This is a genomic window from Streptomyces sparsogenes subsp. cuspidosporus (assembly GCF_039532705.1).
GTDB classification, from domain to species: Bacteria; Actinomycetota; Actinomycetes; order Streptomycetales; family Streptomycetaceae; genus Streptomyces; species Streptomyces sparsogenes.
The window spans coordinates 172,421-185,212 of the sequence record NZ_BAAASD010000004.1 but is presented as its reverse complement, the minus strand read 5'-3'; the positions used below and the strand labels follow the sequence as shown (position 1 = coordinate 185,212).

General features: G+C 70.1%; 11 protein-coding genes. 8 read left to right on the top strand and 3 right to left on the bottom strand.

The genetic code is table 11. The annotated features are described in order from the left end of the window. Nucleotides 1–601 precede the first annotated feature (601 nt). Nucleotides 602–1,291, bottom strand: a complete 690-nt coding sequence (locus ABFY07_RS06995; protein ID WP_346173592.1) for a nitroreductase — start codon at nucleotides 1,289–1,291, stop codon at nucleotides 602–604. A gap of 108 nt (nucleotides 1,292–1,399) precedes the next feature. Here ABFY07_RS06995 and ABFY07_RS06990 point away from each other — a divergent pair, with 108 nt between their 5' ends. Beyond that, on the top strand, nucleotides 1,400–1,987 hold the full coding sequence (locus tag ABFY07_RS06990) for a TetR/AcrR family transcriptional regulator (protein WP_346173591.1): 588 nt from the start codon (nucleotides 1,400–1,402) through the stop codon (nucleotides 1,985–1,987). Between the two features lie 291 nt (nucleotides 1,988–2,278). Next, on the top strand, nucleotides 2,279–2,851 hold the full coding sequence (locus ABFY07_RS06985) for a hypothetical protein (protein WP_346173590.1): 573 nt from the start codon (nucleotides 2,279–2,281) through the stop codon (nucleotides 2,849–2,851). Nucleotides 2,852–2,943: 92 nt separating this feature from the next. Here ABFY07_RS06985 and ABFY07_RS06980 read toward each other — a convergent pair whose 3' ends face one another. Continuing rightward, nucleotides 2,944–4,260 carry a phytase gene (locus ABFY07_RS06980; protein WP_346173589.1) on the bottom strand — a complete coding sequence of 439 codons (1,317 nt, stop codon included), beginning with the start codon at nucleotides 4,258–4,260 and terminating at the stop codon, nucleotides 2,944–2,946. A gap of 391 nt (nucleotides 4,261–4,651) precedes the next feature. On the opposite strand from ABFY07_RS06980, the gene ABFY07_RS06975 reads away from it, so the two are divergent. The 6 genes from ABFY07_RS06975 to ABFY07_RS06950 all read left to right on the top strand — a co-directional run bounded on the left by ABFY07_RS06975 (nucleotide 4,652) and on the right by ABFY07_RS06950 (nucleotide 11,322). After that, nucleotides 4,652–6,409 carry an ABC transporter permease gene (locus tag ABFY07_RS06975; RefSeq protein WP_346173588.1) on the top strand — a complete coding sequence of 586 codons (1,758 nt, stop codon included), beginning with the start codon at nucleotides 4,652–4,654 and terminating at the stop codon, nucleotides 6,407–6,409. Between the two features lie 3 nt (nucleotides 6,410–6,412). Then, nucleotides 6,413–7,519, top strand: coding sequence for an ABC transporter ATP-binding protein (locus tag ABFY07_RS06970; RefSeq protein WP_346173587.1), 1,107 nt, complete (start codon nucleotides 6,413–6,415; stop codon nucleotides 7,517–7,519). Next, on the top strand, nucleotides 7,503–8,366 hold the full coding sequence (locus ABFY07_RS06965; protein WP_346173586.1) for an HAD family hydrolase: 864 nt from the start codon (nucleotides 7,503–7,505) through the stop codon (nucleotides 8,364–8,366). Before ABFY07_RS06970 ends, ABFY07_RS06965 begins: the two co-directional genes overlap by 17 nt. Continuing rightward, entirely contained in the window at nucleotides 8,363–9,202 is an 840-nt protein-coding gene (locus ABFY07_RS06960; RefSeq protein ID WP_079151319.1) for an inositol monophosphatase family protein, read from the top strand. The genes ABFY07_RS06965 and ABFY07_RS06960 overlap by 4 nt, the downstream gene beginning before the upstream one ends. A 37-nt stretch (nucleotides 9,203–9,239) precedes the next feature. Continuing rightward, a complete protein-coding gene (locus tag ABFY07_RS06955; protein ID WP_346173585.1) occupies nucleotides 9,240–10,430 on the top strand; it encodes an ABC transporter substrate-binding protein in 1,191 nt (396 codons plus the stop codon). A 118-nt stretch (nucleotides 10,431–10,548) separates the two neighbouring features. Then, on the top strand, nucleotides 10,549–11,322 hold the full coding sequence (locus tag ABFY07_RS06950) for a GntR family transcriptional regulator (RefSeq protein ID WP_346173584.1): 774 nt from the start codon (nucleotides 10,549–10,551) through the stop codon (nucleotides 11,320–11,322). Nucleotides 11,323–11,379: 57 nt separating this feature from the next. Here ABFY07_RS06950 and ABFY07_RS06945 read toward each other — a convergent pair whose 3' ends face one another. Next, complete coding sequence (locus ABFY07_RS06945) at nucleotides 11,380–12,792, bottom strand: FAD-binding oxidoreductase (RefSeq protein ID WP_346173583.1); 1,413 nt, start codon at nucleotides 12,790–12,792, stop codon at nucleotides 11,380–11,382.

The window sequence follows — 12,792 nt, the reverse complement described above, 5'->3', positions numbered from 1 at the left end:
TGCGACACCCCCGCTCCGCCGCAATCGGCGGTGGGCACGGGGGATCGCGTCATCGAAGGCTGCAAGGACCGCGAGCGCGATGTTCTCGTGGACGCGCCACAACAGGTCCGCTCCCGTGTCCGTGGCGGCCCGCCACGGCTCGAAGCCGGTGATGCCATGGTCGGCCATCACCAGCGTCCCCGGCCCGAGCCGACCCAGCAGGCCGGGAATCAGGTGCTGTTCGGGACGAAAGGGGACCTGCCGCCGCGGCGAACACCGCGTGCGTCCCGTATTCCACCAGCGCTGCAACCCTGGCCTGGGGGTACGCACTGCCGGATGCGTGCCGCGCTGCTGCCCACGGCTCGAGCCCGGCCCGCCGAAGAACGAGCCGTTGGCTGCGGTGTCCGGTACACCGAAGACGGTGCCGAAGGCTCCGGCCCCAGCCTGCGCCGGGGCCGGCCGATCGCGGCTGTCGTCGGCACCGCCACGGCTTCTCCCACCGTCGCACCCGCTCCAGCCCCTGCGTCGGCAACCGGGCCACTTCCTCGTAGCCCTGCCCCGAGAACAGGCACATGGCCGGCACGAAGTAGACCACCACCCAGCAAAGTCACCGGCATTGACCCTAGCCGTGGAAGGTGGTGACTTCTTCGAGTGGAGCCCGTTCGGTTGTGATGTGGTTCACGGGCGCGGCCTCGTCGGCGTAGCCGAAGGAGATGCCGACGAGCAGTCGCCCTGTGCTGACTGCGAGTTCGGTGCGGACGGTGTCGGCGTGGAAGCTCAGCAGTCCCTGGGGGCAGCTCGCCACGCCGTATGCGGTCATCGCCAGGAGGAGTGTCTGCATGTAGGCGCCGGCGTCGGCGGCGAGCCGGGGCCCGCCGTCTCCGGTGACGAACAGGAACGCGGCGTGCGGCGCGCCGTAGAAGCGCAGGCTCTGCGCGTCGTAGGCCGCCCGTGCCTGGTGATCGTGGGGGCTGATGCCCAGTGCTCCGTACAGGCGGGCGCCGAACGCCGTCCGGCGGGCCTTGTGGACCTGCGTGTACATGTCCTCGGAATACGGGAAGTCCACCGAGGTGCGGTGTGCGGCGTGTGCCGCCTGCAAGGCGTCCGCCAGTCGCTCCCGCGCGGTGCCGCTGACCACCTCCACCCGCCACGGCTGCGCGTTGGAGTTGGACGGCGCGGCGCCGGCCAGCGAGAAGATCGCGCGCATCGTGTCCTCGGGCACGGCGTCCGGACGGAACGCTCGGGTCGCATGACGACCGCGTATCAGCTTCTCCGCGCAGCCGCTCAGTTCGGTGGGGGCCGGCAGGCTCATGGATCACTCCTCGACAGCAACGATGTAAACGAATCCGTTTACCTTGCGGGTGTGGCGGACCCTAGCAGACGCCGCCCGCCGAGGTAAACGCAGGCGTATACTTGGTGCATGAGCGCGACGACTACGGCCTCCGGGGGGCGCGGGCGTGGCGGGCGGGAGCGCATCCTGGCCGCCGCCGCCCGGCTGTTCGCGGTCCAGGGGATCAACGCGACCGGTATGGAGCAGGTCGCGGAGGCGGCACCGGTGTCCAAGCGGACGCTCTACGTGCATTTCCGGACCAAGAACGACCTGGTGATCGCCCACCTCCAGGCCCTCGCCTCGTCGGGGGCGACCCTGGAGGGCGTGCTGACCCGCGAGGACATCCCTCCGCGGGAGCGGATTCTCGGGCTGTTCGACCAGCCCGTGCCGGAGGCGGCACCGGTGCGCGGGTGCCCGTTCATCGACGCGGCGGTGGAGTTCCCCGATCCGGACAGCCCGGTCCACTCCTACGCCCGCGAGCAGAAACTGCGGATGGTGGAGCTGGTCACCGCACTGGTGACGGAGCTGGGCTGCCGTGAACCGGCCGCACTCGCCGAACAGCTGGTCACCCTGGCGGACGGGGCGGCCAGCCGGGCCATGGTGCTGGGCGAGGCGGACTACGGCCGGCACGCACGGGCAGCAGCGGAGACCCTTCTCGCGCACGCCCTCGCGGGGTGACCCGTCTGCCTCCGGCCGCACCCCCTCCCGCCTTGCCCGCCGCTGTCCGCTCGTTTGCGGATACCCGTCCTCACAGCACGCGGCAGGTTTCCCTGCCGCCCCGGGAGCCGGGCCGTCCGCCCACAGCGCGAGGGCGGAGCTGAGCAGCCTGTGTTGTTCTGCGGTCCGATCGGATGACACCTTGCGCGAACGGGTGATCCGGGCGGTTTTTCTGTGGCCGGGTGTGGCCGAGTGGAAGGAAAAAGGTGGCATTCATGCGCGAATGAGACGTATGAGCATCGAGGAGGAAAGATGCCGATACCTGCGAGCGCGCTGGTGCGCGGCGGCGTGGTGCTGGCCACTGCCGCGGCGACCGTCGCCACGCTGGCCGCCCCGGCCCAAACCACCGAGGCCGCACCCCGCCGCGGCGGAACGGGCGGCGGGAAGGAGGCCGAGACCAGGCAGATCGCGTCCGCGGTCCTGGACGCGGACGAGGGCGTCAAGTTCACCCTGACCGCCATCCGCTCCACCGCCGCCCCGCTGAGAGCCACCGTCCGGCTGAAGGTCTTCGTCCGGCAGGACGGGCGGCTCGTGCTGTCGGACCAGGTACGGGTCGGCGCGGTGGACAGTTGGTTCTGGTTCCCGGTCACCGGGCGGGGGGCCATCTGTGAGTTCTCGACGGCGAGCACCGACCCCGCACCCGTCGCGGTAAGCCTGCTGGTCACCCCGGCGATCGGCTGCTCGCTGCCCGAGCGCTTCGAACTACGGGACGGGAAGTTCGAAACCGACCACTCCGCCGCGCGGTCCCCGCACGGCGGAGTGCGCACCGGCGGTGGCGGCACGGCCGAACGGACCGCTGCCCGGGAAACGTCGGCCGCCTCGTAGGACAGGGGGTCCATGCACCGGAGCCAAGTCCATTGACCGTGTCCGGCTCGGTGGCCTCGCCACCGAGCCGGATCCCGCCGGAGGTCAGGCGGTCAGTTCGCGTCGCGGGGATCGAAGGACTCGGTGTCGACGGTCAGCGGTTCGGAGAAGGCGCTCGCGAGGGCGTCCCACCGGACGAACTTGAAGCCGGTGCCGGCCCGGTCGCCGTCGGCGGGCGTGGCCTCACCGTCGTGGGCGATCAGCAGGCCCTTGGGAAACGCGCGGCCCAGCGGGACGTTGACCACGGTGGAGCCATCCGAGTGCTGCACGCCGTCGACCGCGCCGTCGCCGATGCGGAAGGAGCCGACGTAGTCGTTGTCGCCGTCGCGCTCGTACACGGCGAAGGTGTTGTCGCCCTGGCTGGAGGCCAGGACGTACCCGGTGCCGTCCTCGGCGTGGTAGACGGTGACGCCCTCGGCGTCGGCCCGCAGGTTCTCACCGCCGAAACCGGGGTCGTGGGCCGTGTCGAGGACGCACTCCTCCTCTTCGGTGTCGTACGTCCACGGCGTGCCGTACTCACGTACGCGGTCGACCAGTTCCGGGTCCTCGAACTCCCCGTCGTCCAGGTCGACGCGCCACAGGCCGACCCGCTCCTGGGCGGCGTACAGGACGTGCTGTTCCTGGTCGACGGCCATGCCCTCGACCTGAGGTTGCTCACCGAGGTCCGCACACGGGGTCCACGCCTTGCCGTCGGGCAGGGTGAAGGTGCCAGGGAGGTCGAGGGTGTCCTCGGTCTCGTAGCCGACGCGCCCGTCGCGGTCCTTCAGCCGCAGCAGGCGCATGCGGGTCTCCTCGCGCTGTGACACCACCACGTAGGCGTGGTCGTCCTTGCTGAAGGCGGACAGGCCGTAGGAGGTGCGCTGGTCGTCCACCTCGGCCTCGTCCGCGGCGAACACGGGAGCGGCGTCGTCGGAGGTGACGTCCTTCAGCGGCGGCTTGCCGGCCGCGACGGCGGCCGGGTCGATGGCGAAGGCGCGGACGCGGTCCCGGCCCCGGTCGCTGACGAGCGCCAGATCGGTCTTCCGGCCGTCCAACTCGAAGCCGTAGACGATGTCGACGTTGTTGAAACGGCCGGGCTTGGCGTCCTCGTCCGGTGCCTGGGGCGCCGCCATGTGCTGCAGGCGCCGGCCGTCGAGTCCGTAGACGTCGAGGCCGGCCTCCTTCAGTGTGCCGATGACGATGCTGCGGCCCGGGGTGTCGGGGTCGACCCACACGGCCGGATCGTCGGCGTCGGCGTTGCCACCGGCCTCGTCGTCGTACACCGCGGGAGTCTCCACGGCGGCTGTGACGGTCACCGGTGCCACGGGCCCGGTTGCGAGGGTGAACGCGGTGGTGAGTGCGGTCAGGGCGCTGAGAGCCGAGGCGCTCACATTACTCCTTGGTAGGAATGGGGACGCCGAGCAGATATGGGGGTTGCGCGCGGGAATCGTATTGAAGCGATCACGAATGCCGCAATATCCCTCGGTCGTGCCGGGCGGGCGCCGGGTCGGGGCGTGCCCGGGCCTCCATCGCCCTGCCGGGTGGCCGCAGGTGCGCGTTCTCTTTGCCCGAGCAGGTATTGACACGCCAGGGGGCCTCTGCGACGGTACGGGACATCTCTAAAAAGAGATGTCCTGACAAGTGCAGTGAGACGAGGACGTCGCTGTGAACAGACAGGCCCAGGCGCCACCGCGCGCCGCCACGGCAGAGACGACTACGCCGGTCGTCCCTCCCCTTCCGCCGCCCGGGCGTGGCGGACGCGCTCTGCGCTATGGATTGCGGGTGGGGCTTCGCCGGCCCACCACGGCGATCGGGGTGCTCGCCCTGATCCTCTTCGGCTATCTGATCGCGGTGCCGATCGTCACCATGCTGGTGCAGGGCTTCACCGTGAGCCCGAAGGACACGGTCGTCGTGCAGCGGCAGGAGGGGTCACCGACCTCCTACTACCTGTGGCGGGTGTTCCTGTCGCCGGTGGCCGCCGACCTGTTCTGGCGTCCGCTGGTGCACACGCTCCTGGTGAGCACCTGCTCGGTGGTGTTCTCGCTGATCCTGGGCGGGGTGTTGGCGTGGCTGATCACGCGCACCGACCTGTGGGGCAGGCGCTGGTTCAGCACCGCGCTCATCGTGCCCTACATGCTGCCGACATGGGCGTTCGCGCTCGCCTGGACGACCATCTTCAAGAACCGCACCGCGGGCGGCCAGCCCGGATGGCTGGAGTCCATCGGGGTCACCCCGCCGGACTGGCTGGCATACGGCGGCGTGCCGATCACGATCATCTTCACGCTGTACTTCACGCCGTTCGTCATCCTGCTGCTGGGCAACGCCCTCAAACGCCTGGACCCGCAGCTCGAGGACTCCGCCCGGATGCTCGGCGCGGGCTACGGCACGGTGGCGCGCACCGTGGTGGTGCCGCTGATGCGCCCAGCCCTCGTGTCGGCCGCGACGCTGATCCTGGCCAAGGTGCTCGGTGAGTTCGGCGTTACCTACATCCTGGGCCTGCCCACGGACTTCAACGTACTGGCGACCTCGCTGTACCGCAGCATATCCACCCGGGAGGACGGCGCCGCCGCCGTCATCGCCGGTGCGATCATCCTGATCGGGCTGCTCTCGCTCTGGGTTGACGTGCACTTCCTGAAGGAGGCCCGGCGCTTCGTCACCATCGGGGGGAAGGGGGCGATGGACCGTACCCGCGCACTGGGCCGGTGGCGGGTACCCGCCACCGCGTTGTGCGGCCTGGCGTTCGTGCTGAGTGTCGTGGTGCCCCTGGGGGTGCTGGCGCTCTCCACGGTCATGCGCCGGCCGGCGGACTTCTCCGCGGACAACTTCACCCTCGACTACTGGGTCGGCCACGGGCTGGACACGCCGGCCTTCACCGACGGCGTTCTGGTCAGTGGGGCCGTGTGGTCGGCGGTCTGGAACACCTTCTGGATCGTCGGACTCGCCGCGGTAGCCGCCGGTGTGCTCGGCCAGCTCGTCGGCTACGTGGTCGTCCGTTCCCCCAGCCGGCTGCTCAGTACCACACTGCGGCAACTGACCTTCCTGCCCTACCTCGTGCCCGGCATCGCCTTCGCGGTGGCGTACCTGTCGCTGTTCGCGGTGGACCGCGGACCGATCCCGGCCCTGTACGGCACCAGCACCCTCCTGGTGCTGATCTACATGGTCGAGCAGATGCCGTTCGCCACCCGGGCCGGAATCTCGTCGATGATGCAGCTCGGTCCCGAGCCGGAGGAGGCCGCCCAGGTCGCGGGCGCCGGCTGGTGGCGACGCATGGCCCATGTCGTGCTGCCGATCCAGAAACGCGCTCTGGCGACCGGTGTGCTGATGCCGTTCATCGCCGGTGTCCGCAGCCTGAGCCTGGTGGTGATCCTCGCGGTCCCCGGCATGGACGTGCTCACCACCTTCGCGATCAGGCTTGTCGAGTACGGCTACACGCAGGCGGCCAACGGCGTGGTCCTCGTCGTCTCCGCCGTCGCCTTCGGCGGCACCTATGCCATCCAGAAAACGATGAAGACCGACCTCGGTCGGGGACTAGGTGGGTGACAGATGCCGACGATCCAGCTCCAGGGCATCAGCAAGCGCTACCCGGGCAGCACCGCCAGCGCGGTCGACAGCCTTGATCTCACCGTGAACGACGGCGACTTCATGTGCATGCTCGGCCCGTCCGGCTGCGGCAAGACGACCACGCTACGGATGATCGCCGGCCTGGAACAGCCCACCGGCGGCTCCATCTCGGTCGGCGACCGCGTGCTCGACTCGGTCGAGCAGGGCGTGTTCGTCGCCCCCGAACGTCGCGAGATGGGCCTGGTTTTCCAGAGCTACGCGCTGTGGCCGCACATGACCATCCGGCAGAACACCGAGTACGGCCTGCGGCTGCGCAAGGTCGGCCGGACCGAGCGCGGCCGCCGCGCCGACGAGGTCATGAACGTGATGGGCATCGGCCGCTTCGCCGACCGCTACCCCTCCCAACTCTCCGGCGGCCAGCAGCAGCGGGTCGCGTTGGCCCGCATGCTGGCCGTCAACCCCGGTGTGATGCTGCTGGACGAACCGCTGTCCAACCTCGACTCACGGCTGCGCCTGGAGATGCGCACCGAACTCAAGCGCATCCACCAGGACTTCCGCTCGACCATCGTGTTCGTCACCCACGACCAGTGGGAGGCGATGACGCTGGCCACCCGCATCGCGGTGCTGGCCGACGGTCGCCTCCAGCAGATCGGAACCCCTACGGACATCTACGACCGACCCCGCAACCGTTTCGTCGCCGGTTTCCTCGGCAACCCCCCGATCAACATCATCGAGTTCACCGACGACGAGCCCACCCCGCACATCGCCGCGGCCCACCGCTTCGCGGAAACCCGCCTGCACGGCACCACGGCTGTCCCCGGCTCGATCGGCATCCGCCCCGAATCCATCCGGATCGAGCCGCCCTCCCAGGCCCCGGCCCCCGACGCCCTGACGATCGACGCCTCCGTCTTCGCCATCCTGCCGACCGGAGGCAACTGGACCATCGAAGCGGTCGCGGACGGCCGGCATCTGTTCGCCACCACATCCGTCCCGCCGACCTGCCGCCCCGGGGACGACGTACGGCTGCGCGTGGCGGCACACGAGGCCCACGTCTTCGACACGGAGGGCGAACGTGTCGGTCTCTCCTGAGCCGCGACCGCGACCGCGACCACAAACGCAGCCGCAACCGGGACTGCCGCCGCCGCGACTGCTCGCCCTCGACATGGGGGGCGTGATCGTCGAGACCCTTCCCGCTCCCGGATGGGCGGCGCGCTTCGCCACCCGCCTGCTCGGCCACGCGCGCCACAGCCTGCCCCCCGGCACCGCCCTGCCCACGATCGAGCAGGTCGCCGGCGATCTCGCCGAAGGCCGCGCTCGCCACGAATCCTGGAAGGACAGCACCCTCGGCGGCGCCGAACGCAGCCAAAGCGAGCTATGGGCCGAGCTGTCCCGTCCCACATGGGGCAGACCACTGCTCGACCACATCACCCGGAACCGCGCCGACCTCACCGCCGAACTCTGCCTGGTATGGGAGGAGCGCGCAGTACGCGACGGCATCCGCGAGCTGCTCGTCGAGTGCACCCGCGCCGGGATCGCCGTCGGCGTCGTCAGCAACACCATCTCCGGACCGGCCTACCGCAGCGTCCTGGACCGGGCCGGCCTGACCGGCTACTTCCGCGCACTGTCGTTCAGCGACGAAGTCGGCATCCGCAAGCCCGACCCACGGTTGCTCCTCGACACCATCGACGACGCCGGTGTCACCCCGGGCGCCACCTGGTACGTCGGGGACACCTATCGGCGCGACGTCGTCTGCGGCCGCCGCGCCGGTGCCGGGACCACCATCCTGATGCGCTCACGTCGCACCGAGCCGGCACCGGGCGGCGGGCCCGAACCCGACCACACCGTCGGCGACCCCGCCGGTCTGCACGCCCTGTTGCGCGCCGCTCTGCACGGCCCCACCACATCACGTGGCGGGGGACTCCATACGACCCGATGAGGATCGCCCTTATGCCCTCGCTGTCCGCCCGCTGCTCCGCCACCGCGCGGCGCGCCGCCCTGGATGTGGCTCCGATGCTGCTCAGCGGGTTCCGGCACGACATGAACATCGACCTCAAGGCCGACTTCCACGACGTCGTGACCAAGTACGACCGGGCCGCCGAAGCCCGCATCCGCGAGATCATCGAAGAGGACTTCCCCGGCTCCGCCGTCGTCGGCGAGGAAGACGGGCTCCGGGCCGGAGCCGATCCCACCTGGTACATCGACCCGATCGACGGCACCTCCAACTTCGCCCGGGGGATCGCGTTCTGGTGTGTGTCCATCGCCGCTGTCGTCGACGGCGAGGTGATCGCCGGAGTGATCTACGACCCCGTACAGGACAACCTGTTCACCGCGGACGACACCGGCGCCCGCCTCGGCGGGAAACCCATCCACGCCCGCGGGTTCGGCGTCAGTGACCAGGCCACCGTCCTCGCCCACTATCCGATGCCCGCCGACCTCGCCGCCGACGAGGAGTTCAGCCTGCGCCGCTACGGTGCGCTGGTGCGCGGTTTCTCCGCTGTGCGCAACACCAGCAGCGGCGCCCTGTGCCTGGCCCATGTCGCCGCCGGCTGGGCCGACGCCACCTTCAACTTCGGTACCAACGCCTGGGACGTCGCCGCGGGCAGCCTCCTGCTGAAACTCGCCGGCGGCAGCTACCACGCCTACATCGACGGAGTGGAGCAACCCGCCCACGGAGACTTCCTCGCCCCCGACTATTTCGGCCACGTCGCCGACGCCGACTTCCCGCTGATCACCCGCACCATGCACGAAGGATCCCGGCTGCGCTCCGCCTGAGCCCGGCCACCGGGTCGCTCCAGAACAAGGAGATTCCATGCACACGCCCAGATCAAGAGCCGGACGCCTCGCCGCCGCCGTGACCGGCGCGGCGCTGTTCACCGCCCTCGCCGCCTGCGCCCCACCCCCGGCCACCGGTACCGAGTCCTCCGCCACCCCCCTGGCGCAGAAGAGCACCCAGCCCGACGAGACCGCCGAGGGCTTCGACCTCGACGCGCTGATCGCGGCCGCGAAGACCGAGCCCGGCATCACCGTCTACGACCAGACGGGCAAGGTCGTCGACACCGCCAAGGCGTTCTCCAAGAAGTACGGCCTCAAGGCCACGGGCGTGAAGGTCGAACTCGGGGCCATCGACAAAGTCCTGCGCGAGAACCAGTCCGGCAACGTCATCGGAGACGTCGTCATCAACGAAGACCTGCCCACCTACGCCGTGGAACTGCTCCAGCGCGGCGTGCTCGTCAACTGGGTGCCCGGCGACCTCAAGAACTCGATCAAACCCGAGGACCGGTACCCGCTGACCGTCCACTACGGGCCCATGGGCTGGGTCTACAACAACAAGACCTACTCCCACTGCCCGGTGTCCAACATCTGGCAGCTCACCGACCCCGAGTTCGCCGGTCGCGTCGCCATCGCGGACCCGCTCAGCAACCCCAAGTACCCGTACTGGTTCAACTCCCTCGCCCGCAACGACGACGACGCGCTGCGCGCCGCCTACAAGCAGCAGTACGGCACCGACCTGTCCACCGACCAGCCGGACGCGGCGCACGAATGGCTCAAGCGATTCGCGGCGAACCAACCAAAGATCACGCAGACCGACGAGGAGGTCTCCGAGGCCGTCGGCGCGCCGGGCCAGAAGACCCCGAGCTTCGGCCCGATATCGATGGCGAAGTTCCGCAACGTCGCCCAGAAGGGCTACCACCTGGCCATCTGCGACGGCATGAGACCCAACGCCCTCCAGGCATTCCCGTCGGCGATCGCCTACGCGGCCAAGACCAAGAGCCCCAACACCGCCAAGCTCTACATCCACTACATGCTCACCCAGGAGGGCTTCGCCCTCCAGCTCGCCGACGGCAAGCCCTCCACCAACGCGAAGGTTCCGCCACCCAACGACCCCTCACACATCAAGAACTACCTCGAGCAGATGGCCCCGTTGCGCGCCACCGACCTGCTCAGTGACTACCGGACCAAGTCCGACTGGGAGGACTTCTGGCGCACCTCCCACCACTGACGCCCATCACCCGTCCCGCAGGCGGTGAGCACCGCCGACCCGGTGCTCACAGCCTGCTACCATCCAACCCGGCGCCGGGTACCACCCAGTGACGCCCCGGGGAAGGACGAGACTCAGCGTGGCCGACGAACGCATCGAATTCTCCCAGTGCTTCCGTCCTGTCATCCACAGCAGCGGAATACCGCTCTACACCCAGGTCGTGCACCAGATCGAAGACGCGCTACGGCGCAACGTCATTCATCCCGGCCAGTTCCTGCCACCGGAACCGGAACTCTGCCACGCCTTCGGAGTCGGCCGCACCACCGTCCGCCGTGCCGCCGAGCAGCTCATCGACAGGGGCATCCTCAGCCGCGTCCCCGGCGTCGGAACTCGAATCAGCAAGGCCCCCACACTCGACTACTCCTCGCTGACGAGCCCCAGCCTGTACGCCGATCTGAAGTCGGCGCACCGGGACCCCGCCACCCGCCTCATCTCCTGGCAGACGGTCACCGCCGACAAAGCCCTCTCCGAGCGCACCGGCTTCCCCGTCGGTACGGAGCTGGTGGCCCTGGACCGGCTCCGCCTGGCCGGCGACACACCGATCGCGCTCCTCGGCAATCACCTGCCCCGGGCCCTCGCCGACTTCGACGCCGAGCGTCTGCGCGACTCCAGCCTGGACGCCGTCATGAGAGGCCGCGGCCACCACACCCGCCGCATCGAGTACGAGGTCAGCGCCTGGCTCGCCACACCCCACGAAGCCGAACTCCTCGACATCGCCGAAGGCACACCGCTGCTGCGGGAACACCGCTGGGCCTACGACATCGACGACAACTACATCAACTTCTCCGAGAACTACTACCACCCCACCCACTTCCACATGCGCGGCGTGCTGCTCGCGGAGGTGCCCACGTAGCGCAGCGGCGCCCTCCGCACTTCGTGGCGGCGAAGCGCCGTCCGGCGTCCCCACGGCTCAGGCGGGGTCCGTCGAGAAGAGCACGCCCGGGTTGAGCAGCGTGTCCGGGTCCCAAGCACGTTTGGTGACGGCGGCCAGGTCCAGGTCGACCGCGGCGCGGGTGAGGGACAGCCACCGCGCCTTGGCGATCCCGATTCCGTGTTCGGCGGAGATGGTGCCGCCCCGGCGGGCCACGGCCCGCAGCACGGCATCGCTCAACTGGGCGTCGCTGTCCCCGGCGCCGAGGATGTTGACGTGGTAGTTGCCCTCCGCGAGGTGGCCGAAGAGCACCAGCCGGGCCCCGGGTGCATGGTGGGCCGTCAGCCCGCGCACTTCCTGCTCGAAGCTCGCCAGCTCCTCCAGCGGGACCGCGACGTCCAGCTTCAGCGGCACGCCTTCGGCGTTGACGGCGTCGGTGTGGCCCTCGCGGTACGCCCACAGGGCGCGCCGGGCCTGCTCGTCGGTGGCGATGGCGGAGTCCAGCAGGTCGGGGCTGCGCTCCAGGGCCTCGATCAGGTCGTCGGCGGGGTCCCGCTGGGCCGCGCACTCCAGCAGCAGATGGACCGGGTAGGGAGCCCGGGTTCGGAACGGCGCGGGGAGCCGGAGGTGCTTGTGGACCAGCTCCAGGCCGTCCGCATAGGTGATCTCGGCCGAATCCAGCGAGGGCACGCTGCCGCGTACCAGGGCCAGCACCCGCAGGGCGGCGGCGGTGTCCTGAAGGGCGAGCAGGACGGTGACCCGGTCGGTGAACAGCGGGATCAGCCGCAGCCGCACCCGGGTGATCACCGCGAGTGTTCCCTCGCTGCCCACCAGCAACTGCGTCAGGTCGTAGCCGGAGCTGTCCTTGGGCAGCCCGGAGAGCCGATTCAGCACCCGGCCGTCCGCGAGGACCGCCTCGACACCCACGACCTGACCGCGCATCGGCCCCCAGCGCAGCACCCGCAGCCCGCCCGCGTTGGTGGCCACCATCCCGCCGATGGTGGCGCTGTCGCGGGCGGCCAGGTCCACGGCGACGTCGTAGCCGGCTTCCCGCACATGCCGCTGCACGGCGGCCAGGGTGGCGCCGGCGCCCACCGTCACCTGGCCCGAGAGCTGGTCCACCGGCTCCAGGTCGGCGAGCCGCGTCGTGCTGAGCACGGCCTCACCGTGCCGGGGGACGCCGCCACCGACCAGGCCGGTGTTGCCGCCCTGGGGGACCACCGGGACGCCGTACTGGGCGCAGGCCCGCAGCGCCGCCGCCACCTCGTGCGCGTTGTGGGGGCGGACGACGACGGGGGTGGGTGCGGTGAAGCGCCCCGTCCAGTCGGTTTCGTGGCCTGCTGTCAGGTCCGGGTCGCTGAGCACATGGTGCCCGCCGACGATCGAACCGAGCTGGTCCAGCAGGCCCCCCGGCGCGCTGGGGCGCGCGCCGAGGGTTGCCGTGTCGGCCAC

Coding starts and splice junctions, on each gene's coding strand:
- ABFY07_RS06995 (WP_346173592.1), bottom strand. CDS start 1,291: ATGAGCCTGCCGGCCCCCACCGAACTGAGCGGCTGCGCGGAGAAGCTG.
- ABFY07_RS06990 (WP_346173591.1), top strand. CDS start 1,400: ATGAGCGCGACGACTACGGCCTCCGGGGGGCGCGGGCGTGGCGGGCGG.
- ABFY07_RS06985 (WP_346173590.1), top strand. CDS start 2,279: ATGCCGATACCTGCGAGCGCGCTGGTGCGCGGCGGCGTGGTGCTGGCC.
- ABFY07_RS06970 (WP_346173587.1), top strand. CDS start 6,413: ATGCCGACGATCCAGCTCCAGGGCATCAGCAAGCGCTACCCGGGCAGC.
- ABFY07_RS06960 (WP_079151319.1), top strand. CDS start 8,363: ATGAGGATCGCCCTTATGCCCTCGCTGTCCGCCCGCTGCTCCGCCACC.
- ABFY07_RS06955 (WP_346173585.1), top strand. CDS start 9,240: ATGCACACGCCCAGATCAAGAGCCGGACGCCTCGCCGCCGCCGTGACC.